General features: G+C 40.3%; 20 protein-coding genes. 6 read left to right on the top strand and 14 right to left on the bottom strand.

Annotated features, from left to right (window positions below; all coding sequences use genetic code 11):
• The first annotated feature begins 163 nt into the window (after positions 1-163).
• The 6 genes from BMZ55_RS07035 to BMZ55_RS07060 are packed head-to-tail and all read left to right on the top strand — an operon-like array spanning position 164 to position 6,895.
• On the top strand, positions 164-2,278 hold the full coding sequence (locus BMZ55_RS07035) for a prolyl oligopeptidase family serine peptidase (RefSeq protein ID WP_089819729.1): 2,115 nt from the start codon (positions 164-166) through the stop codon (positions 2,276-2,278).
• Positions 2,279-2,294: 16 nt separating this feature from the next.
• Entirely contained in the window at positions 2,295-3,086 is a 792-nt protein-coding gene (locus BMZ55_RS07040; RefSeq protein ID WP_262493337.1) for a class I SAM-dependent methyltransferase, read from the top strand.
• A gap of 31 nt (positions 3,087-3,117) precedes the next feature.
• On the top strand, positions 3,118-4,881 hold the full coding sequence (gene mutL / locus BMZ55_RS07045; RefSeq protein ID WP_089819731.1) for a DNA mismatch repair endonuclease MutL: 1,764 nt from the start codon (positions 3,118-3,120) through the stop codon (positions 4,879-4,881).
• 3 nt (positions 4,882-4,884) lie between these two features.
• Entirely contained in the window at positions 4,885-5,526 is a 642-nt protein-coding gene (locus tag BMZ55_RS07050) for a rhomboid family intramembrane serine protease (protein WP_089819732.1), read from the top strand.
• A 12-nt stretch (positions 5,527-5,538) separates the two neighbouring features.
• Entirely contained in the window at positions 5,539-6,516 is a 978-nt protein-coding gene (locus tag BMZ55_RS07055; RefSeq protein WP_089819733.1) for an endonuclease/exonuclease/phosphatase family protein, read from the top strand.
• Between the two features lies 1 nt (position 6,517).
• Positions 6,518-6,895 carry a hypothetical protein gene (locus BMZ55_RS07060; protein ID WP_089819734.1) on the top strand — a complete coding sequence of 126 codons (378 nt, stop codon included), beginning with the start codon at positions 6,518-6,520 and terminating at the stop codon, positions 6,893-6,895.
• Here the strand turns inward: BMZ55_RS07060 and BMZ55_RS07065 are convergent, their stop codons facing one another.
• The 14 genes from BMZ55_RS07065 to BMZ55_RS07130 form a co-directional block, all read right to left on the bottom strand.
• A complete protein-coding gene (locus BMZ55_RS07065; RefSeq protein WP_089819735.1) occupies positions 6,896-8,413 on the bottom strand; it encodes a GH3 auxin-responsive promoter family protein in 1,518 nt (505 codons plus the stop codon). It abuts the gene before it with no gap.
• Between the two features lie 104 nt (positions 8,414-8,517).
• Positions 8,518-8,928, bottom strand: coding sequence for a BrxA/BrxB family bacilliredoxin (locus tag BMZ55_RS07070; RefSeq protein WP_039342474.1), 411 nt, complete (start codon positions 8,926-8,928; stop codon positions 8,518-8,520).
• Between the two features lie 239 nt (positions 8,929-9,167).
• A complete protein-coding gene (locus BMZ55_RS07075) occupies positions 9,168-9,614 on the bottom strand; it encodes a GatB/YqeY domain-containing protein (protein ID WP_089819736.1) in 447 nt (148 codons plus the stop codon).
• A gap of 11 nt (positions 9,615-9,625) precedes the next feature.
• Entirely contained in the window at positions 9,626-11,434 is a 1,809-nt protein-coding gene (gene ftsZ / locus BMZ55_RS07080) for a cell division protein FtsZ (protein WP_089819924.1), read from the bottom strand.
• Between the two features lie 16 nt (positions 11,435-11,450).
• The gene (ftsA, locus tag BMZ55_RS07085) at positions 11,451-12,824 is read right to left on the bottom strand and encodes a cell division protein FtsA (RefSeq protein WP_089819737.1); all 1,374 of its coding nucleotides are present in this window, start codon (positions 12,822-12,824) and stop codon (positions 11,451-11,453) included.
• A gap of 29 nt (positions 12,825-12,853) precedes the next feature.
• Entirely contained in the window at positions 12,854-13,816 is a 963-nt protein-coding gene (locus tag BMZ55_RS07090; protein ID WP_233701917.1) for a cell division protein FtsQ/DivIB, read from the bottom strand.
• Positions 13,813-15,174, bottom strand: coding sequence for a UDP-N-acetylmuramate--L-alanine ligase (murC, locus tag BMZ55_RS07095; protein ID WP_089819738.1), 1,362 nt, complete (start codon positions 15,172-15,174; stop codon positions 13,813-13,815). The genes BMZ55_RS07090 and murC overlap by 4 nt, the downstream gene beginning before the upstream one ends.
• Positions 15,171-16,289: an undecaprenyldiphospho-muramoylpentapeptide beta-N-acetylglucosaminyltransferase gene (murG, locus tag BMZ55_RS07100; RefSeq protein WP_394332631.1), complete on the bottom strand. Its 1,119-nt coding sequence runs from the start codon at positions 16,287-16,289 to the stop codon at positions 15,171-15,173. Before murG ends, murC begins: the two co-directional genes overlap by 4 nt.
• Before the next feature lies 1 nt (position 16,290).
• Entirely contained in the window at positions 16,291-17,514 is a 1,224-nt protein-coding gene (locus BMZ55_RS07105; protein WP_089819740.1) for an FtsW/RodA/SpoVE family cell cycle protein, read from the bottom strand.
• A 2-nt stretch (positions 17,515-17,516) separates the two neighbouring features.
• On the bottom strand, positions 17,517-18,863 hold the full coding sequence (gene murD, locus BMZ55_RS07110; RefSeq protein ID WP_089819741.1) for a UDP-N-acetylmuramoyl-L-alanine--D-glutamate ligase: 1,347 nt from the start codon (positions 18,861-18,863) through the stop codon (positions 17,517-17,519).
• A gap of 5 nt (positions 18,864-18,868) precedes the next feature.
• Entirely contained in the window at positions 18,869-20,110 is a 1,242-nt protein-coding gene (gene mraY / locus BMZ55_RS07115; RefSeq protein ID WP_089819742.1) for a phospho-N-acetylmuramoyl-pentapeptide-transferase, read from the bottom strand.
• Between the two features lie 25 nt (positions 20,111-20,135).
• Positions 20,136-21,596 (bottom strand): UDP-N-acetylmuramoyl-L-alanyl-D-glutamate--2,6-diaminopimelate ligase, encoded by a 1,461-nt coding sequence (locus tag BMZ55_RS07120; RefSeq protein WP_089819743.1) that lies wholly within the window; start codon positions 21,594-21,596, stop codon positions 20,136-20,138.
• A 15-nt stretch (positions 21,597-21,611) separates the two neighbouring features.
• Positions 21,612-23,603, bottom strand: a complete 1,992-nt coding sequence (locus tag BMZ55_RS07125; RefSeq protein WP_089819744.1) for a penicillin-binding transpeptidase domain-containing protein — start codon at positions 23,601-23,603, stop codon at positions 21,612-21,614.
• Entirely contained in the window at positions 23,587-23,952 is a 366-nt protein-coding gene (locus BMZ55_RS07130; RefSeq protein ID WP_039342503.1) for an FtsL-like putative cell division protein, read from the bottom strand. Before BMZ55_RS07130 ends, BMZ55_RS07125 begins: the two co-directional genes overlap by 17 nt.
• Positions 23,953-23,968 lie beyond the last annotated feature (16 nt).

Here is a 23,968-nt window from a genome sequence, read left to right on the forward strand (position 1 = left end):
GCAAATTATGTTCCTTTTGTGGTGGATGCCGGATTAAAAAATTGTTAAATAATCAAAAATTTTGTTTTATCATTTGTGAATGAGTAAAAAATTTCGCAGAAATCTTGCTGTTGAGCGCGGAATAATTCGGTAAAAAATGGTATTTTTGAACAAATCCTGAACTATGAATATTAAAACTTTTGCTTTGGGCGCCGCCGGTTTTTTGGCCGCAGCATGTACACCACAAAAAATGATCAGCACCATCAACTATCCTGAAACGAAAAAAATAGACCACACGGATACTTATTTCGGAACCACAGTTGCCGATCCGTACCGCTGGCTCGAAGATGATCGTGCCGCTGATACCAAAGATTGGGTGCAGCGAGAAGTGGCTTTTACCAACGATTATTTAGCAAAAATTCCTTTCCGCGAAGAAATTCGTGCGCAGCTGAAAGATATTTGGAACTACGAAAAAATCGGCGCTCCATTTAAAGAGGGCGACTATACTTATTTTTATAAAAATGATGGTTTGCAGGCGCAGTCTGTTTTGTACCGAACAGATAAAGCCGGTAAGACTGAAGTTTTCCTGGATCCAAATAAATTTCCCGAAAAAGGCACGACTTCTTTAGCCGGAGTTTCCTTTAATAAGAAAGGAAATTTAGTTGCTTATTCGATTTCCGAGGGCGGAAGTGACTGGAATAAAATTATCATTCTGGATGCTGTTACCAAAAATAAAATCGATGAAACCATCAACGATGTGAAGTTTTCCGGAGCTTCGTGGTTAGGTGACGAAGGTTTTTTCTATTCAAGCTACGATAAACCAACGGGCAGCGAACTTTCCGCAAAAACCGATACACATAAAGTTTATTTCCATAAGTTGGGAACAAAACAAAGCGCTGATCAGCTTGTGATCGGTGGCGACCAGTTTAAAAGACGCTATATGGGAATGGGCGTTACCGACGACGAACGTTTTCAGATTTTAAGCGCTTCGGAAGCTACCAACGGCAACGAAGTTTATATTAAAGATTTAAAAAATAAAAGCGATCTAATTCCGGTTCAGAACGGTTACGATTTTAATACAGATATCATAGATTCTAAAGGCGATTTCATCTACGCTTTAACTGATAAAGACGCCCCCAATATGCGCTTGGTTAAATTTAACATCAAGACGGCAAATGTTTGGGTAGATGTAATCCCGCAAACCGAAAATGTGTTGAGCGTTTCCACTGGCGGCGGCTATATTTTCGCAAAATATATGCAAGACGCGGTAACGTCTGTAAAACAGTATGATTACGACGGAAAGCTGATTCGCAAGATCGAACTTCCGGGAATTGGTACTGCGGGCGGCTTCAGCGGAAAAGAAAACGACAAAGATTTGTACTACACTTTCAGCAATTATATTACTCCTGGAACAACGTACAAATTCAATGTGGAAACCGGAAAATCCGAAGTTTACCAAAAACCGAAGGTGAAATTCAATCCTGAAGATTACGTTTCCGAGCAGGTTTATTACACTTCAAAAGACGGCACGCGCATTCCGATGATGATAAACTACAAAAAAGGCCTTAAAATGAACGGAAAAAATCCAACCATTTTATATTCTTACGGAGGTTTTAATATCAGCCTGCAGCCAGGTTTTTCTGTGGTAAACGCCATCTGGATGGAAAATGGCGGAATCTACGCTGTTCCTAATATCCGCGGTGGTGGTGAATACGGTAAAAAATGGCACGATGCCGGAACAAAGATGCAGAAGAAAAATGTTTTTGATGACTTCATCGCCGCTGGTGAATATCTTCAAAGCAAAGGTTACACTTCCAAAGATTATATGGCGCTTTCGGGCCGTTCAAACGGCGGACTTTTAGTCGGTGCTACCATGACAATGCGTCCGGATTTGGCTAAAGTTGCCTTCCCGGGAGTTGGCGTTCTGGATATGTTGCGTTACAACAAATTTACGGCAGGCGCAGGCTGGAGCTACGATTACGGTACCGCCGAAGACAGCAAAGAAATGTTTGAATATTTACGCTCTTATTCCCCGATTCATCAGGTGAAAGAAGGCGTATGTTACCCGTCCACTATGATTATCACCAGTGATCATGATGACCGCGTGGTCCCAGCGCACTCTTTTAAATTTGGTGCCGAACTTCAGGAAAAACAGTCGTGCAACAACCCGATTTTGGTTCGTATCGAGACCAATGCCGGTCACGGAGCAGGTAGAAGTACCGAACAGGTCATCGGTGAAAATGCTGATATCCTAAGTTTTGCGCTTTATGAAATGGGTTACAAAACCTTAAAAAAATAAAAACCTCTGAATAGTTTTGAAACTTTCCGCCCGCAAGCGGAAAGTTTTTTTATTCAAGTCAAGAAATAAATTCACTAATTTTGCCTTTATGCACAAAGAGGAAATTGCCGGTTATTATGATGTGTTTTCTGCAACGCAGGTGAAAACCGGCGCCAATGAAAGATTGATTTCTCTTTACAAAAGACTTCTTGAACTTGGTTTAAATTCGCGCTCAAATGTACTGGAACTCGGCTGTGGTGTGGGAAATTTTACCAAACTTCTGGCGGAAAAGGTAACGTCCGGAAAAGTTGAAGCGGTAGATTTTAGCAAAAAAAGCATAGAAATAGCCCGAAAAAAATGTGAGGCTAAAAAAAATGTACATTTCGAAGTTGCTGATGTTACGGCTTACACGCCAAAATTTTCTGACTTCGATTTTATCACTTTAATGGATGTTATCGAGCATATTCCGCTGGAAAAACATCAGGAATTATTTTCGAAAATTTGCCGTTTTAGCACGGAAAAAACCTTAATTGCGCTTAATATTCCGAACCCGGAATATATTGCATTTACACGCAAAAACCAGCCGGAAACTTTGCAGGTGATCGACCAGGAAATCCATTTGGCACCTTTGCTTACAATTTTAGAAAATTCCGGCTTAGAACTGGTTTTTTTTGAAAAATACAGCATCTGGGAAATTGAAGATTATCATTTTCTTTTGGTTCGTAAAAAGCAGAATTTCGAACTACGGCACCTTTCGGATGAGCGCACGCTTTCGGAAAAAGTTTTAAACAAAATTTCCCGAAAAATCGACGCGCTGAAATACCGATAATGCAGAAAAACCTTTATTTGATTAAATTTTAATGTCTGATATTATAAAACTTTTACCCGATCATGTTGCCAACCAAATTGCCGCAGGCGAAGTGGTGCAGCGGCCTGCGTCGATTGTAAAAGAACTCATCGAAAACTCCATCGATGCCGGAGCGACAAAAATTGAACTGATTGTTCGCGATTCCGGTAAAAACCTCATTCAGGTGGTAGATAACGGCAGCGGAATGAGCGAAACCGATGCACGCCTGGCTTTCGAGCGCCACGCAACATCGAAAATAAGCACCACAGAAGATATTTTTCGCATTTCTACAAAAGGTTTTCGCGGCGAAGCTTTAGCTTCAATAGCGGCGGTTGCGCAGGTGGAACTTCGCACCAAAACGCACGACGCGATAAGCGGCACCAACATTTACATTGAGGGCGGAGGTTTTCAGTTTCAGGAACCGATTCAAACTGTGGCGGGCTCCAGTTTTTCGGTCAAAAATCTTTTTTACAATGTTCCGGCGCGCCGGAAATTCCTTAAAAATAATAATATTGAGTTCCGTCATATTATCGATGAATTTCAGCGCATTGCGTTGGCGCACGATAATCTGGATTTCGAACTTTACCATAACGATGATATTATTTTCCGGCTTCGCAAAGCAAGTCTTTTACAAAGGATTGTAGATGTTTTCGGTCGGAAATTACAACCGCTTTTAATTCCCATTAAAGAAGATTTAGGCTGGGTGCAGCTTAACGGTTTTGTGGCAAAACCCGAAGGCGCAAAAAAAACGCGCGGCGAGCAATTTTTCTTTGTTAATGGCCGCTTTTTCCGCAGCGCTTATTTTAATAAAGCCGTTCAGGAAGCCTTTGAAGGTTTACTTTTACCCGGTTATATTCCTACTTTTTTCCTTTTTTTAGAACTCGATCCGGAGAAAGTGGATGTTAACATTCATCCGCAAAAAACGGAAGTGAAATTCGAAGATGAAAATCTGATTTTCGCTTTAGTACGTTCTACAATTAAGCGGTCGTTAGGAATTTATAATATTTCACCAAGTCTGGATTTTGACCGTGGTGAAGGTGTAGAAGCTTTTCTGGCGCAGTCAACCGGTGGAAACACCGCTTACAAAACACCCGAAATTGTGGTGGACCGCAGCTATAATCCTTTTCTGGAAGAGCGCGAAACTGAAGGTGAACGGGTGGCGATGACCGAGCTATATCAGCAAAATATGCCCGCAGAGCCGTCAAAAATTAATCTTTTTGAAGATGATGACTTTGATGAAGACCTGATGCGTTTGCCCAACGGTTACTGGCTTTTCAATAAAAACGGTAAAACCCTGATGCTGGATTTAGGTAGAATGCACCGCCTGGTTGTTTCTGAAAAAAATGCCAAAAAGAAGCGCAATTCCGAGAAACATACGCTGCTGTTTTCATTGGAATATCACATGAATGAAACCGAAAAAAATAAATTTCGGTCGATTAAAAAATTTCTGCCGGAACTTGGTTTTGAGATGATATTGGCGAACGACAATGTGTTGCGAATTGATGCTGTGCCCGAAGGTTTGAAAGAAACTCAGGTGATGAAATTCCTAGAAAATCTTTTCGAAATTCTGGATTACCGCACTGAAGATGAGTTTATGGAGTTTTACAACAGTCAATGGAACAAAATTCACAGCAAGTCGCGCTTCGATTTTCTGTACAAGACTGATGCCGAGCACGTCATCAAAGATTTTACCGCGCTGGGTTTCCCGGAATTTTTACCGTCCGGGAAGCGCTGCTACATCATTCTTCCGCTGGAAGAACTAAAAAACAAATTTTAAATTATGTTCCCACGACTAACGCCGATCACCAAAAATATTATCATTCTGAATGTTATATTTTATCTTGCCTCGAATTTCATTGCTTTTCCTAAACTTTATGAAATGTTTTCGGTGTTTTATTTTGAATCACCTTATTTTAAAGTATGGCAAATCATCACGCATATGTTTATGCACGCGCCTATGGGACAGGGCGTTGGACTTACGCACATTCTTTTCAATATGCTGACGCTGATGAGTTTCGGACCAGTTTTAGAGCAGGTTTTGGGCGACAGAAAATACATTATTCTTTATTTTGCGAGCGGCATCGGCGCTTATCTGTTGAACTGTGGCTGGAATTATTTTGAAATAACACAGGGTGCAGATCCGATGGAAATTTATTCCATTCCGATGATGGGTGCTTCCGGTGCAATTTTCGGCGTTGTAGCGGCATTTTCTACTATGTTTCCTGATTCTAAACTTTACTTCATGTTTATTCCGTTCGGCATCAAAGCCAAATATTTATTACCCGGGATTATCCTGATTTCACTGTATTTAGGCTTCAGTGGCTCGATGGGTGGAATTGCGCATTTTGCGCATATTGGCGGCGCGATTGTCGGATATGTTTTAGCGCAAAAATGGAAAAATGATCATTTCAGAGTCAATTAAGCAAAAATTTCTGTGAAAATAATCCGTTTTTTTTCTACGCTGTTTCATGCTGGTGTTTTGATTTTGTTGTTGGCAACTTCACTCAATGCTGTGGTTCCGCCGCAAAAATTTGCTTATTTAAACCTACTTTCGCTGGCTTTTCCGGTTTTAATGATTTTAAATGTTTTACTGTGTTTATGGTGGATGATTCGAGGTAAAAAAAGAGCAATTCTTTTCATTGTGCTTTCGTTACTTTTAATAAAACCAACCGGTCGATGGCTAAACTGGCAGACTAAAAGTGATGAAAAAGCAAATCTGAAAGTAGTTTCTTTAAATATAAAAGGCGGCAATTTCGGTCGGGAGAAAGTTTATGAATATCTGAAAAACCAGAATGCGGACATTATTTTTGCTCAAGAATTTGGTACTGAATTGAATGTTCCTACTTATGCGAACAAAGTGGTGGATTACCAAATTGTGGCTATAAATTCAAAATTTAAAATCATTAATACCGATAAAATTGCGACTTCAGGAAACGGAAATTCTTTTTATGCTGATATCGAAGTGAATGGTAAGATCATCCGCTGCATCAATTTATATCTGACGCCCTTCGCTTTTGATAAAAAAAAGGTAAAACCGAGTGAAGACTTGGAAACGAACAAAACTAAGATGAGTTATATTCTGAAACGCCTTGTGCCGACATTTAAAGCGCATCAGCAGGAAGTTGCAGAAGTGCGTCAGGCGGTTTTGGATTCGCCCTATCCGGTTTTGTTAGCTGGCGATTTCAATGCGGTACCAAATTCCTACGAATATTATCAGGTGAATTCCGTGTTGGAGGATGCCTTTGTAAAAGTGGGGCGTGGAAGCGCGACGAGTTTTCATGATTATAAATTCCCCATTAGAATCGACTATTTTTTCTCTTCAAAAGAAATTCAACCGATTACCTATCGCGTGGACAGAAGCGTAAAAGTTTCCGATCATTTTCCCGTAATTGCAACCTTCAAAGTACATTAAAATGCCAAAAACGAAATTTTTGCTCATTTTGCTCGTAATTTTTTCCTGCAATAAAGAAACTGCTGAAAAAACTATAATCAGCGCCGAAAATACCACAATACCACCCTACGACACAGTAGCTATTGATTCTTTTTCTGCCGGTGCAACCTCGGTGGATATAGCACGGCAGATACGGATGTCTACCGTGAAATTTCAGGATTCTTTACAGCAGGTTAAAATTAAAGCCGAAGAAGAGCAGCTATTGAAAAAAGCTAAAGAAGAAAAACAGAAGCTGGAAAAAGCTAAAACGGAAAAAAATGCCGCTGAAGCAGCCAAAAAATCAAAATCTGAAGAGCCAAAAGCTTCTGTGCCGGAAGTAAAAACCGAAAAAGCAGAGTAATTACGCTTCGTTCATCTGAATGAGCGGCTCGATATATTCGCGGTCGTTGCTGAGACGCGGAACTTTATTCTGTCCACCCAATTTTCCGCGCTGCGACATCCAATTGTAAAAAAGCTGAGGTTTTGCGACATGAATAATCGGTTTTTTCAACGTCATATCATTGTATCTTTTCGCCTCGTAATCGGAGTTCACGGACTTCAGATGATTGTCGAAAATTTCACCAAAATGCTCGATATTTTCCGGTTTCCGCTGAAATTCCAAAACCCATTCGTGCGCTCCGCTTTCGCCATTTTGCATAAAAACCGGCGCGCCGGTGAAGTCGAGAATTGATGCATCTGTTGCTTCGCAAGCTTTTGTCAGCGCCGTTTCCACGTTATCAATCATCAACTCTTCGCCAAAAGCATTGATATAATGTTTTGTACGACCGGAAACTTTAATTCTGAAAGGCTCAAGCGAGGTAAAACGTACGGTGTCGCCAATTAAATAGCGCCATAATCCGCTGTTGGTGGTGATAACCATCGCGTAGTTTTTGCCAACTTCCACTTCTTCCAGCGGAATTGCGTGGAGATTTTTTTCATCGAAATTTTCCATTGGAATAAATTCATAGAAAATCCCGTAATCCAGCATCAGCAACATTTCATCGCTGCCGTGCTGATCCTGAATGGCAAAAAATCCTTCGGATGCGTTATAGATTTCGTAGTAATTAATTTCTTTGCCAATCACCTGACGGTACTGGTCACGATATGGTTTGAAACTGATGCCGCCGTGGAAAAAAACCTCCAGATTCGGCCATAAATCCGAAATCGTTTTGTGTCCGGTTTCGGCTAAAGTTCGCTGTAACAAGACCAACATCCAGCTTGGAACGCCGGTTAAACTGCCGACATCTTCATTTTTAACTTCGGAAATGATGGCTTTCAACTTACTTTCCCATTCGGACATCAACGAAACTTTTTTGCTCGGTGTTGTGGTTATTTCTACCCAAAACGGCAAATTATCAATTAAAATCGCGGAAAGATCGCCAAACTTGGTATTGAAATCTTCATAAAAATCTGCGCTGCCGCCGAGACGTAAATTTTTGTTGGTAAAGAGTTGGTTGTCGGGATGATTATTCGCGTAAATGGAAATTAAATCTTTACCGGCTTTCATGTGGCAAAGCTCCAGACTTTCGTCGGTGATTGGAATGAATTTACTTTTAGCATTTGTAGTTCCGGAAGATTTAGCAAAATTCTTTACCAAACCCGGCCAAAAAACATCGCGCTGGCCTTGGCGCGCACGTTCGATATACGGCTCGAAATCTTCATACGTAACGATTGGAATATTGCGGCGAAAATCTTCGTAGCTGGAAATGGAGCTGAAGCCGTGAATTTTACCGTAATCGGTATTTTCAGCATGGTAAAGCTGGGAAAAAAGCACGCCTTTTTGAGTTTCAACCGGGTGATCCATAAAATTCTGGATCTGGTCTATACGCTGACGGATAAACCAATTGACGACCGTATTGAAAAGTGCTTTTGTTGCCATAAAGACAAATATAATATATTTTGTCTAAAGGAGCTCCATCAATTTTTTACAAAAAAATTCCGTGCAAAAAGCACGGAATTTCAGGTTTTAACTAAAGTTTTAGTTTAACAATATTCAGCGTAAGCGCCCTGCAGGTTAGCAGCAATTGCGCCAGCAGGATTACCTTCAATGTGGTGTCTTTCCAGCATGTGCACCAACTCACCATCTTTGAAAAGCGCGATACATGGTGAACTTGGTGGAAAAGGTGCCAAATGTTTTCGTGCAGCGTCAACTGCTTCTTTATCTACACCTGCAAATACGGTGATTAAATTATCTGGTTTTTTGTCGCCTGTCAAAGAAAAAACAGCTCCTGGTCTCGCAGCACCTGCCGCACAACCACAAACGGAATTGATCATCAACAAAGTTGTTCCTTCTTTTTTGATGGCTTCATTTACTTCTTCAGCTGAAGTTAAGTCCTGGAAACCTTTATCGGTTAGCTCATGCTTCATTGGCATTACTAAATCATCTGGATACATATCTATATTATTTATAAGTTAAAATATTGAGTACAAAATTAATTCTTTTTAATCAATCACCCGCTATTTATAATCCATCAAAACAATACCAATAATCTATTGCGACTTTTTGGCGGAGTTTCTGGCCGGTTTTGGCAAAATAAAAAAAATGGGCTTAAATACAGGTAAAAAACCCGACGCATAAAATGCGCCGGGTCTCAATCAAATCGATATGCAAAGGTTGAATATCCGTACTACTTTTAGGAAAGTAATTTTTTAGCCATTTCGGAAATGCTTTTCCCGTCGCTTTTTCCGGCAAGCGATTTACTCGCCAGGCCCATTACTTTTCCTAAATCTTTGGCGCTTGTGGCGCCGGTTTGCGCGATGATTTCTTTCATCGCACTTTCTAATTCTTCAGCAGACAACTGCTGAGGTAAAAATTTCTCGATGACTTTAGACTGCGCTTCTTCAACTTCTGCCAGGTCGTTTCTGCCCTGTGCCGTAAACTGGTCGAAAGAATCTTTGCGCTGCTTGATCATTCGCTGTAAAATTGCGGTTTCCTGCTCTTCCGAAACTTCAGCACCTTTAGCTTCGGTTTTTAAAAGAAGAATTTGAGATTTTACCGCGCGAAGAGCATCCAAAGCAACTTTGTCTTTAGCGCGCATCGCGTCTTTTATCGCTTCGCTGATAGTGTTTTCTAAACTCATGATTTTACTTATTAATCTACGTCTTTATTTAAAAAACGGTTTTCGCGAACTTGCATTTTTCCGTTGCTGTCAGCTAAAAAATTGTTGATTTTCTGCTCAGAAGCATTTTCCTGGCCGATTGAAATATTTTTTCTTCGGAATGCCGGTACAGTTTCGAACTCATTTTCAACTTCCATATTCTGGTAACGGGAATTGAATTCTTTTAATTTATTACGTCTTTCCTGAACTTTTTCGTTGGTTGGAGTTTTTGTGATGAAGGTGAAATCGCTTTCAGACTCGAAGACATTATTTTCCTCAATTTGCGGTTCTGCAGGAATTACCGTCGGTTTCGCAGGTTCTTCTTTAACAACAGCTTTTGGTTCCGGTTTTTCGTAAACAGGTTCCTGAACCGGTTCATTGATTACAAAACTGAATTCTTCCACCGGTTTGGTTGGAATTTGTGAAGCTGGCATTTCTGCTTTTTTTTCTTCAGTTTCAAAAGTAAAAGCACGTGAAACTGGTTCATCAATTTGCTCCTCGCTGATGGTGAACAAATCGAATTCGTTTTTTACGTTATTCTGAGGCGTTTCAGAATCGTCCTTCGGAATTGGAAAACGGTTGATTTCAGTTGGAGTTTCTCTTTCAATAATCATTTTTTTTTCCACCGTATTCACTTTAAAATCAGTGCGCGGATAATCATCTTCGTCGTCCAGAATAAATAAATTACCTGCTGAAAGGTGATCTTTTTTCAAATCGGTTTCTTCATCAGGCTGAAAAAAAGACTCCTTTTTGCTCGAAGAATCTCTCGAGTCAGAAAGTGTTAACTTCACTTTTTCGGTCACGCCGGAGTGTTTTTTATGATCTTTTGCAAAACCGGTTGCAATCACCAAAACGCTTACAGAATCGCCCAATTCTTCATCGGTACCAACCCCGAAAATGATATCGGCAGTGTTTCCGGCTTCGTCCTGGATATGATCCATGATAACTCCGATTTCGTCCATGGTAACTTCTTCAGAACCACTTCGGATAAGAAGCAAGACGTTTTTAGCGCCGGTGATTTTGTTGTCATTCAATAACGGAGAATCAAGCGCTTTTTTTACCGCTTCTTCGGCCTTATTTTCGCCGGATGCAACACCGTTGGACATTAATGCCGTACCGGAATTTGCCAAAACAGATTTCGCATCACGGAAGTCAATATTTACATCGAAATAGCCGGTAATAACTTCAGCCATGCCTTTTGCAGCATTTGTCAGAACCTCATCGGCTTTAGAAAAACCGGATTTAAAGCCTAAATTTCCGAACTGCTGACGTAATTTATCATTATTAATGACAATCAGGGAATCCACATTATTTCTCAGTTTATCCAAACCAAGTTCCGCCTGCTCTAATCTTCTTTTGCCTTCAAAACTGAAAGGTACGGTGACAATTCCAACAGTCAGGATTCCCATATCTTTAGCAACTTTCGCGATAACAGGAGCAGCTCCGGTTCCGGTTCCACCGCCCATTCCAGCGGTAATGAAAACCATTTTGGTATTCTGTCCCATTGCAGCTTTGATGTCTTCAATGCTTTCAATTGCTGCTTTTTCGCCAACTTCAGGATCGGCGCCCGCGCCCAAACCTTCGGTGATGGTGATTCCCAACTGAACTTTGTTGGCAACCGGGTTATTATCTAATGTCTGTGAATCGGTATTGCAAATCACGAAATCTACACCGTGAATGCCGCGCTCGTACATGTGTTTCAGCGCGTTATTACCGCCGCCACCGACGCCTATTACTTTAATGATTGAAGAACTTCCTTTTGGTAAATCAAATGAAAATCCTGTCGTGCTTATGTTTTCCATAGTATTGGTTTTTTTATTATTCAACTTCTTCAAAGAATTTCTTTACACTTTCCATAATTTTCTGGCCGATGGTCAGTTTGTTGCGTCTTTTTTCGGCGCTTTGCGCGATGTGTTCTTCACGCGTCATCTCTTCCTGCTGCTCAGTTTTTTCCGCTCCAACCGGTGTTTCGTTTTTCGGTGCTGTTTCGGCATCTTTTTCTTCAACAGGTTGTGGTGCACCTTTTTTATCGCGGATTTTAAGGCTTTCCATCAGCAAACCGATAGAAGTTGCGAATTCCGGACCTTTTAAAAGTTGGCTTTTGTCATTCACCACATATTCATTTGCAAAACCGATTCTGCTGTCAAAACCTGTGGTGTAATTTGCCAATTGCCGAAGATGACGAAGATTGGAACCACCTCCAGTCAATACGATTCCGGCGATCAATTTTTTCTTCTGCTCGAAAGCGCCGTAAGCTTTAAGTTCAGTGTTCACCATTTCCAGGATTTCTTCAACGCGTGCGTTTACGATTTGCGCCAAAGTTTTTAAAGAAATTTCTTTGTCCGGTCTGCCGTGCAAACCTGGAATGGTTACAAAAGTGCTGTCTTTTTCAAGTTCGGGAACTGCAGAGCCGAAATTTACTTTGAGCTTTTCAGCATGTTTTTCAATGATTGAACAACCTTCTTTGATATCTTCGGTAATAATGCCGCCACCGTAAGGAATTACGCAAGTATGGCGAATAATATTGTCCTTAAAAATCGCGATATCTGTAGTACCACCACCGATATCAACTATCGCAACACCAGCTTCTTTTTCTTCTTTGGTTAAAACCGCTTCAGACGAGGCTAAAGGTTCCAGCGTTAAAGCTTCCATAACTAAACCTGCTTCGCGAACACATCTTGCAATGTTTCGGATGCTGCCCATTTGGCCTACAACTACGTGGAAGTTGGCTTCCAGACGGGTTCCGTGCATGCCGATAGGTTCCTGAATTTCACCCTGTGAATCCACTTTATATTCCTGCGGAAGCACGTGAATAATTTCTTCACCAGGTAACATGACCAACTGTTTTACCTGATCTTTCAGTCTCTCGATGTCGTCATCCGTGATGTATTGGTCCGGATTTTCGCGCATGATGTAGTCGGAGTGCTGCAGCGATCTGATGTGTTTGCCCGCAATACCTACCGTAACTTTGTGGATGGGAACTTCGGCGCTGGACTGGGCTTGTGCTACTGCAGACTTGATAGACTGTATGGTTTGCGAAATATTATTCACAATACCTTTGTGCACACCCAAACTTTTTGCGGTTCCAACGCCGAGGACTTCGATTTTTCCGTGGGCGTTTCGTCGGCCGACAATGGCCACAATCTTTGTGGTACCGATGTCTAAGCCTACTGAATACTCGTGATTTTCCATTTTATGTCGATTTGATTTTTAACATTTTCTTATTCAACCTTAACCGTGGCTTTGCGCTTGGTCTCAGTTTTTTTCGGCGTTATAGCGGCTTTTTTTTCTGATTTAGCCTCTGCCACTGTATTTTTTACCGGCTTTTTAGCCGTTTTTTTCGTATTTGCCGAAGTTGCTGAAACACTGCTTTTCTTTTCAGCCTTTTCTTTTCTCTCCGCTATAACCGGCAATTTTGCCAATTCTTTTTTTCCTACGGAAATAATGCTGTCGTTTTCCTCGAAAGACGGGTTTAAAGTCGTAACGATTTGATTATCATATTTTAAAGAAACTTTCGTATACTTTTCCGGCGACTGATAAATCAGATATTTATTTACAAAAGCTTTAAAACCTTTAACTTTCAGGTCGATATTTTCCAGATCACCAATTTCTACCTTAAAGTTTCCTTCGCTGGTTAAAAGGTTATAATCGTTTTTTGTTTTTGAAACACCGATGAAATATTTCCTGCTGAAATCATCTTTATTTATTTTATTGATGAGTTCTGCAAGCTGCACATATTCAGCCTTTTTCACGTTTCCTGTAACGAGCATACACGGAAACGAATAGTTTTTCGAAATCGGAAATTCAACGCCTTTTTCATCAACATAGAAATCTTCACCATTTTTATTCAACCGGAAAGCCGGCACGCGCTGTTTGATATTTAAATTCAGATTTCCGTTGAGGTTTAAATACACATTTGCGCTGTCCACACCCGGAAGCTCGTTCAGTTTTTTTTCAAGCTCCGGAATATTGATGTCGCCTACTTTCTTCGTAGGATTCGATTTTTTTACGAGCTCTTTTACCTCTTTTTCGTCAATAAAATAAACCGGTTCTTTGGTTTCCGTCATCTTCACCGAAACTTTTTCCATCGGTTTTTCATTGAATCTTTTCAACGAGAAACTCAACAGAAAACCAAAGATGATTACTGTGACTAAAATTTTTAATATTCTGAATTTCTTTTTCATTCGTTCTTAGAAAGCCATTCTACAATTCCGTCGTACAAAGTGTCGATATTTCCGGCACCAACCGTCAGCAAAACGTCGAAATCCTTTTCTTTTATTTTGTCAAAAGCGTCCGCCAGGGTGGAAACTTCTTTATTTTTAAGTTCTATTTTTTCCGATAACCAGTCGGAAGTTATTCCTTCGAAATTTTCCGGAAGTTCACGCGCCGGATAAATATCAAGCAAAATCAATTCTTCTGCTTTAGCCAAACTGTCCGCAAAACCATCCGCAAAATCACGCGTTCTGCTGAAAAGATGTGGCTGAAAAACCACCAATAATTTTTTTTCAGGATAAAAAGTTTTTATCGAGCCAATTACCGCGTTTAATTCAGTTGGATGATGCGCGTAATCATCGATATAAATTTTCCCGCTTGTGAACTGATGTTTGGTGTAACGTCTTTTAATTCCTTTAAAACTGGCAATTCCAGATTTTAAAGTTTCGAAATCCACACCGTAAGAGTTTAATAAAGCAATCGCCGCGGTGGCATTTTCTACATTATGAATTCCCGGAATTTCCCATAAAAAACCCGGAATTTTTGTATCGCAGTGATGAAAATCAAACGAAATTTTATCGCCTGACTCGTGGATATTATCCGAATAAAAATCTGCTTCTTCATTTACAGCGTACGTTTTCGCGTCACGACCGATGTTAATTCCTTTTCGTACAAAAAGCTGCTGTTCTTTCGGAACTAAATCTGCAAAATCCTGAAAACCTTTCTGAATCGTCGCATTGTCGCCATAAATATCGAGATGATCGGCATCCGTTGAGGTTATTACCGCCCAATCCGGTGAAAGCGTAAGGAAACTTCTGTCGTATTCATCAGCTTCAACCACTGAAATTTCGTCTCCGTTGAAGAAAAAATTCGATTTAAAATTTTCGGCAATTCCGCCTAAAAAACATGAAAATGGCAAATTTGCTTCTTTGCAAAGATGTGCCACCAAAGATGAAGTCGTGGTTTTTCCGTGCGTTCCGGCAATTGCAATGCTTTTGGTTTTTTCGGTAATCATGCCGAGAACTTTCGCTCTTTTTAAAATATCAAAATTTTGGGCGTTAAAATGGCTTAAAATTTCTAATTTCTTAATTGCAGGCGTATAAATGACCAAAGTATTTTCCGCTGTTAAACCGTTGATTTTTTCATTAATTACATCTTCAAAAACAATATCAATTCCTTCGGAAATTAGCGCCTGTGTTAATTTCGTTGGCATCTTATCATAACCCAGGACCTTTTTTCCGGACGCATTGAAATAGCGCGCCAAAGCACTCATCCCGATGCCGCCGATTCCCACGAAGTAGAAGTTCTGATAAGTGGTTAAAGGATTCATGATGATTGAATATTTAAAATTGAGATGATTTCGTCAACTATTTGTTCTGTTGCCAAAGGCTTCGCAAAAAACTGCAGATTTCCGCTCATTTCGCGGCGTAAATTTTCATTTCCACACAATTCCATCAAGGTCTTCCAGAACTTTTCTGTCATTTCCGAATCTTTTACCATTTTAGCGGCGTTTTTTTCTACCAGCGTTTCCGCATTTTTGGTTTGATGATCTTCGGCTGCAAAAGGAAAAGGTACCAAAAGCAAAGGTTTTTGCGCCATTGCCAACTCCGAAATCGCAATCGCGCCGGCGCGTGACACAATTATATCAGCAGCGGAATAAGCCAGCGCCATATCTGAAATAAATTCTTTTAAGAAAATTTGGCCCTTATAAGCGGTAATTTTTTCGTTTTGGCTTAAATTCTTAAAATCACGTTTTCCGGTTTGCCAGATCAGCTGGTAACCGTTTTCTATCACTTTACCGAGGTTTTCCTGCCAGCCATTATTTAAAGTTCTGGAACCTAAAGAACCACCAACCGAAAGTATCGTCAGTTTTTCGGGGTTTAAACCGAGTTTTTTCTTTGCTTCCACAGTTTCTTCAAGATCGGTAATGATATTTTTCCGGATGGGATTTCCGAAAAAAAAGGTCTTTGAACGCGGAAAAAAATGGTTCATCGCCGGATAAGCCGTGAAAACTGCTTTTGCTTTTCGAGCCAGGAAAATATTGGTTTTCCCGGGCAAGGAATTCTGTTCCTGAACAAAAATCGGAATATCCGAAGTTGCCGCCATATAAAGCGCTGGCCCACTTGCAAAGCCGCCAGTTCCGATAGCAAAATCGGGCTTGAATTCTTTAATGGTTTTACGCGCTTTTGCTAAACTGGAAATCAATTTATAAGGTAATTTGAAATTATTCAGAAGATTTCCGCGGTCGAATCCGGCGATATTTAAACCGACGATTTTAAAACCGGCTTGCGGAACTTTTTCCATTTCCATTTTGCCTTCGGCACCGATGAACAGAAATTCTGCTGTCGGAAACCGTTTCTGGATTTCCTGCGCAAGGGCAATGGCCGGGAAGATATGTCCTCCGGTTCCGCCGCCGCTCATCAGAATTTTTAATGTTTTGCTCATCTTATGCAATGTCATTTATTTCTTCGATACTCTGTTTTTTACCCATTCCTTCTTCATCATACACCTGGATTCTGGAACTTACGTTTAAGATAATTCCGAGCTGGATATAGGTTACCAACATCGACGTTCCACCGTAACTTATCAGCGGTAGCGGTTGTCCCGTCACCGGAATTAAATTAATAGCCACTGCAATATTAACTGCAAGCTGCACGAAAATCATCGTGCCGAGACTCAGCACCAGTAAACTTCCGAAAAAAGCCGGCATTTTGCTGGCGATCATCACAATTCGGATGATCATTATTAAATACAGCGCGATTAAAAACGTGGCGCCAATAAAACCATATTCTTCGACGATAATTGCAAAAATAAAATCGGACGCTGACTGTGGAAGCATTTGTTTCAAAGCGCTTTTCCCGGGTCCCATTCCAGCAATTCCACCATGAACAATAGCAGCTTTCGCCTGCATGATCTGGTAATTTTTTGCTTTGTCGGCTTCGTCTTCAACCTGACTTTCTTTTTTGGTAAAAGTTTCCACGCGGCTCATCCAGGTGTGAACACGGTTACTTCCGATTAAATCGGTTTTTAAAGCCAAAAACATGAAAATTCCGATCACCACTGAAGATAATCCGACAAAACCAAATATATATTTACGGTCCAGCTGGCCAACCAACATTACGATCATCGAAACCATTAAAATCATTAAAGCCGTGGAACCGTTATCTTTTGCTACAAGACCAAAAACCAGCAAAACAGGCCCGAAAACGTAGAATATATTTTCGATCGGTAGGCGCTGTCTTTTTATTTTTTTGGTTAAATATCTGCAGAGATAAATTACCAACATCAGATAGGCAAACGACGAAGGCTGAAAGGAAATCGGAGTGCCCGGAATTTTTAACCAACGCGAAGCTGAAGCTCCGTCAATTGTCTGCCCCGAAACCATAGTCAGTAGAAGTAAAACCACTGTTAATGCTAACAAAATACTGCTGAGCTTGCCGATATATTCGTATTTTACAACACCCACAAACCGCATAATCACCAGACCAAGCACCACGAAAAAAGTGTGCTTGATGAGGTGCGAAGTGGTAGTTCCGCTGTTTACAATATATTCCAAATTAGAACTGGCGGAATAGACGGGAAATATGGAGAAGAACGAAATCAGTAATATTACGCTCCACAGCACTTTATCGCCTTTTAGCAGTTCGAATTTGTTATCGCTGTCCTGCATTTTTAGTTGAGGATTTTTTCATTATTTTTTAAAACTTCGCTTTTAAACTGGTTGCCGCGGTCTTCGTAATTATCGAAAAGGTCGAAACTCGCGCAGCAAGGTGATAAAAGTACGGTATCACCTTCTGTAGCTAAAGATTTTGAAACTTTTATCGCTTCCGCCATGCTGGAAGTGCTGTAAATCAAATCTTTTTTATCCTTGAAAAAGTCGATAATTTTCTGGTTATCAATTCCTAAGCACACAATTGCTTTTACTTTTCTTTTCACCAAATCTTCAATTTCCGTGTAATCATTTCCTTTATCAACGCCACCCACGATCCAAACTGTGGGCTGATTCATACTTTCGAGCGCGAAATATGACGCATTTACGTTCGTTGCCTTGCTGTCATTAATGAAAGTCACGCCGTTGATTTTCGCAGCCTGCTCCAAACGGTGTTCAACCGCCTGGAATGTCATTAAAGAATTTCGTATACTTTCATTGCTGATATGCAGGATCTTACTAGCAATTGAAGCTGCCAGGCTGTTTGCAATATTGTGATTTCCAACCAAGGCGAGTTCCGCGATTTTCATTGAAAATTCTTCCTCTATTTTCACCACAATTTTGTCTTTATTTATAAAGCCTCCCTCCGGAAGTTTTTCGTGAGTTGAAAACGGAATTTTGGTTGCATTAATGGCCAATTTTTCCAAAATTTTCATGCTCATTTCATCATCTTTATTGTAGATGAAAAAATTATCGTTCTCCTGGTTTTCCGCGATGCGGAACTTTGCAAGTGCGTACTCGTCGTAGTTGTAATTATACTGGTCCAGATGGTCTTTGCTTAAATTCAATAAAAGCGAGATAAAAGGCCGAAAATTTTGAATGTCATCAAGCTGAAAGGAACTTACTTCCAGAACGTAATAGTCGAAGTTTTCATCAGCAACCTGGCGTGCAAAACTTTTTCCGATGTTTCCAGCCAATCCAACTTTTAAATCGTCGTTTTTCAGGATGTGATAAATAAGCGATGTCGTGGTAGTTTTTCCGTTGCTTCCGGTTATTGCGATGATTTTTGCTGTGGTAAATTCTGCTGCAAATTCAATTTCAGATGATAAACGAATTCCTTTCTGGTTGATTTTATAAATAATTTCAGCCTTTTTCGGAATTCCGGGCGATTTTATAACCCAATCTGCTTTTAAAATCCGTGCTTCATCGTGTTTACCTTCTTCAAACTCAATTTCAGCATCGATAAGCTGTTTTTTGTATTCATCTTTAATCACACCTTTATCCGAAAGAAAAACATTCAAGCCTTTCTTCTTTGCCAAATATGCTGCGCCTACACCACTTTCCCCGCCACCTAAAACAACTATTTTCATTTTTTTTATCTGACTTTAAGAGTAATTAAACATATAATCGCGAACAAAACCCCGATAATCACCATGCGGTTCACGATTTTGCTTTCGTGATAACCTTCTTTCTGATAATGATGATGAAGCGGCGACATTTTAAACAGTCTGTTATTTTGTGCGTATTCTAAGCCGTATTTTCTTTTTCGATATTTAAAAACCGCAACCTGCAGCATGACTGACAGGTTTTCAATTAAGAATATTCCGCATAAAACCGGGATCAAAAGTTCCTTTCGTAAAATAATGGCAAGAACTGCGATAACGCCGCCGAGCATTAAACTTCCGGTATCGCCCATAAAAACCTGCGCCGGGTAGGTATTGTACCAAAAAAATCCGATAACTGCCCCGACAAGTGCCAGCGTGAAAATAGTAGTTTCACCCATATTTGGGAGGAACATGATATTCAGATAATCTGCGAAAATAATATTCCCCGATAAATAGGCAAAAAAGGCGAGTGTCAGCAGTATGACGACGCTGGTTCCGGCCGCAAGCCCGTCGATTCCATCGGTAATATTGGCGCCGTTCGAAACCGCGGTTACAATGAAAATTACAATCGGGATGAAAACAATCCAAGCCCATTCCTGCGCGTCTTCCGGTGTCATCCAGAATAAAAGCCCGCTATAATCAAATTCATTATTTTTCACAAACGGAACGGTAGAAAATGTGGATTTTTCAGTTTTCATAAAGTTTGCTTCCACGTTATTGCGGTTTACTTCTTTTGCGTCAGCATATTTCCGCTGCACTGTAATATCTTGGTGAAAGTACATGGTAACACCGACAATCAGCCCTAAACCGACCTGTCCGATTACTTTAAACTTTCCGCTTAAACCGTCCTTATTTTTCTTTATTTTCTTCAGATAATCATCAATAAAACCAATTGCGCCCATCCAAACAACAGAAACAATGAGTAAAATGATGTAGATATTTAAAATTTTGGTAAAGAGCAAAACCGGAATCAGTGTCGCAAAAATGATGATTAAACCACCCATTGTCGGTGTACCTTCTTTCTGCTTTTGTCCCTCTAAACCTAAATCGCGCACGAGTTCGCCCATCTGTTTTTTTCGGAGGTAATTGATGATTTTTTTACCAAAAACCAATGCAATAATCAGCGATAATAGTACCGACATCCCCGCCCGGAACGAGATGAATTTAAACATACCCATTCCCGGAACGTGAATTCCGTGAGCGGTCAGATATTCGAATAGGTAATATAACATGGTTTATAATTTTCTCTTCAATAATTTACTTTGACATCAATCTTGCCAGTTCTAAAATGGTTTCCTGATCATCAAAATGGTGTTTTACGCCATTTATTTCCTGATAAGTTTCGTGACCTTTTCCGGCAACTACCACAATATCTTTTGGTTCCGCGAATTTTATCGCCATTTTAATCGCTTCTCTACGATCCGGAATTGAAGTGTATTTGCTGAAAAACTGCGGCTCTACACCAGCTTCAATTTCTTTGATGATTTCCGCAGGATCTTCGGTTCTCGGATTATCCGACGTGATAATTGCGAGCGTAGATTTTTTGGTTGCTATTTTGCCCATTTTTGGTCTTTTAACTACATCGCGGTCGCCGCCACACCCGAAAACGGTGATCAATCTTTCGTTTTTTGTACGGATTTCATTGATGGAATCCAGAATATTTTCCAAAGCATCCGGCGTATGAGCATAATCCACGACGAAGAAAATTCCGCCGTCGGATTTGAAGGTTTCAAACCGGCCTTTTACGCGTGTCAGTTGCGAAATAGCCGGTAAAATATCATCCGCATGAAAGCCACATTCAACAGCAACAGCATAAGCAAGCAATAAGTTGTACGCGTTGAATTTTCCAGTTAAAGTTGTCCAGAATTCCTTTCCGTTAAAGTTCAGCAGCATTCCGTTAAAATCAACTTCGGTAATTTTACCATGGAAATCTGCCATCGATTTCATAGCAAAAGTTTTCTTTTCAGCCTTCGTATTTTGAAGCATCACCAACCCGTTTTTGTCATCAACATTGGTAATTGCAATAGCTTCGGAACTTAATTCATCAAAAAATCTTTTTTTGGTTTTAATGTATTCGTCGAAAGTTTTATGATAATCGAGATGATCGTGGGTGATATTGGTAAATCCTGCAATTTTGAACTGCAAACCTTCGGTCCGGTATTGATGAATGCCGTGTGAAGAAACTTCCATGAAAGCATATTCACAACCTTCATACACCGCTTGTGACAAAATCTGGTTTAAGCGGATAATGTCAGGCGTGGTGTGTGTGGACGGAATTATTTCTTCATCGATGCGATATTCCACCGTGGAAATTAAAGCGCTTTTAAAGCCCAGAATTTTAAAAATATCGAAAAGCAGAGTAGTGGTAGAAGTTTTTCCGTTGGTTCCGGTAATACCGATAAGATTGAGTTTTGCTGAAGGATTTCCGTAAAAATTTGCCGCTAAAAGGCCTAAAATTTTCGCAGAATTTTTAACTGAAATATACGTGATTTCTTCATGTAAATCTTTCGGTAAATCTTCGCAGACAATAGCTTTTGCACCATTTTCGATTGCAGCATTAATGAAATCATGACCGTCAGAAACCGTTCCTTTAACCGCCACGTACATCGAGTTTTCCACTGCTTTTCGGCTGTCGAATGTTAAATCTGAAATATTCAGGTCCTTAGCACCGAAAATTTCTAGATGGGGAACTCTGTTTAAAACTTCTTCTAATTTCATATTTGTTTACAGAAACTAATTCTGCAGTGTGAGGTAAATTTTTTGATTTTTATTGATGATGGTTCCTTCCAGCGGAAACTGTTCCTTGATTTTTCCAACACCCTGATAATCCACACGATAACCTTGGTTTTCTAATTGCGGAATAATATTTTTTCCGATCAAGCCGGTAACATTTGGCATGGTGTTGCTTTTTCCCGCAAGTTTTACCGTTGGTTTAAACATTTTGCTGAGGTCCACTTTTTTGTCCACCAACATTTCCTGCTCAATATTTTGCGGCGTTTTCAGGAAGGTTTTCCCTGCAATTTCTTTAAACACCGGCGCTGCAACAGTAGAGCCGTAAAAACCTTTTGAAGTATCGGGCTCGCTGACCATGACATAGCACGTATATTTCGGATTGTCGGACGGATAAAACCCTGCGAACGACGCTCTGTATTTCATTTTGCCAGGCAGCCAATATTCAAATCTTGCGGTTCCGGTTTTTCCGGCCATTTTTAAATTGGGAGTGAAAATACTTTTTGCAGTCCCTTTTTCTACCGCTTTAGTAAGGGCGCTTGTCATCATTTCAATGGCATCTTTGGACGCCATTTTATTTACCATTACTTTGGGTTTCGCTTCATACAGTGTACGACCGTCTTTTAGAATTTTCTCTATAAAAAGAGGTTCTACCATTTTGCCCTTATTTGCAATTCCGTTATAAAAGGTGGTGAGTTGCAGTAAGTTAATATTAGTTGCATAGCCGAAAGAAATTGAAGCCAGTGCTCCGGGGCTCCACGTTTTACTCTTCGGAGTTATAATTCTTGGCTTTGTAATACCAGGAAGTTCAATATCCATCTTATCGAACAATTTCCATTTTCTCAAGTGATCTAAAAATACCTCTGGATTACTGCCGTAATACTGAGTAATGAGTTTGGCGGTGCCCACGTTGCTGGATTTTGCCAAGACATCTGAAATTTCATAAGTTCCGCCACCGTGACCATCTGATATTCTTTGTTTCGCATAAGTCCAAACCCCGTTTCCGACATTTACAGTTGTATTTTCATCAATAAAACCATCATCCATCGCCGCCAGTAATGATATGGTTTTAAAAGTCGAGCCTGGTTCAATATTGTCTTTAATAGCGTAATTATAAGCATCAACATAAATTTCGGGTTCAGTCCGACGCAGATTTACCATTGCTTTTACCTTTCCCGTAGAGACCTCCATCACGATCACAGAACCGTGCTCAGCATCAAATTTTATTAATTGTTTTTCTAAAGCGGAATGCGCAATGTCCTGAATACGGATATCGATGGTGGTGTAAACGTCCTGTCCGTCTACAGGTTCTTTAACTTTCCAGTAATCAATAGGTTTCCATTGGCTGGAATTTACGCGCTGTTCAAGCCGGGTCCCGTCCGTTCCGGTAAGATATTTTGAAAAAGCGCCTTCCAGACCCGATTTTGCTGCGCCGTTGTCCATACCGATGGTTCCGGCACCGATTTGCGTGGTCGCTAGTTCACGCTTATATTTTCGGTCAACGATAAATCCGCCACGGTTTTTACCTTTTTTAAATATGGGAAATTTGCGGATGCGGTCATAATCATCGAAATCCAAGCCTTTTACCAACGCATAGTATTGGTTTTGTGCGGCTTTTTGCTGATCGAAACGATCGCGGAAATAGCTTCTCGGTTTTCCGAACATCTTGGAAAGAGAATCGGTTAACGCACCGATGTTATTTGAATAAACAGTGTCTTTAATGATTTTAAAATCAAGGTAAACATCGTAACGCATTACCGTAGTTGCTAAAATTGAACCGTCTGACGCGAACAAATTTCCGCGCGCGGCCTGCAAAGTCGCTTCACGGTAATTATTGTTGATGTAATCGTCCTTGATTTCCTGAACATTAGAATTTTGTAAAATCAAAATTCTGGCGAGAAAAACGACAAACAAAACAAAGGCAAACCCTGTAAAAAGGTAGCCCCAACGTAACGTTTTCGAACGTTTTTTTTCATATTCATTTTGCACCGCCATCTAAACTGTCTAGTTTTATCAATATTTTATGTGGATGATTTTCTAAGGACAACAGGGAGTCCTGCACCATTTCTTTACCTAATTCGGATTCTAGTTTTACTTTTATTAACCGGCTTTGCGCGTACGCATTCCGGGATTTATATTCTTCGGTCTGTTCTTTTAACGCATTTACCTGCTCAATTTTCTGGCTGACCAGGTGATTGCTGTAAATCATGATCATAAGCAATACGAAAACAACGGCAAAATAGCGGTAGTGGATTTTTACCTCGTCGCGGTTCAGAAAATTTCCTTTCACAATGTCTATGAAAGTCAGTTTTTTCTGTGGGCGATATGTTGGTTTTTTTGCCATTTAAAAATTCCGGGTT

The organism is Kaistella treverensis, from assembly GCF_900114045.1.
Lineage (GTDB): Bacteria > Bacteroidota > Bacteroidia > Flavobacteriales > Weeksellaceae > Kaistella > Kaistella treverensis.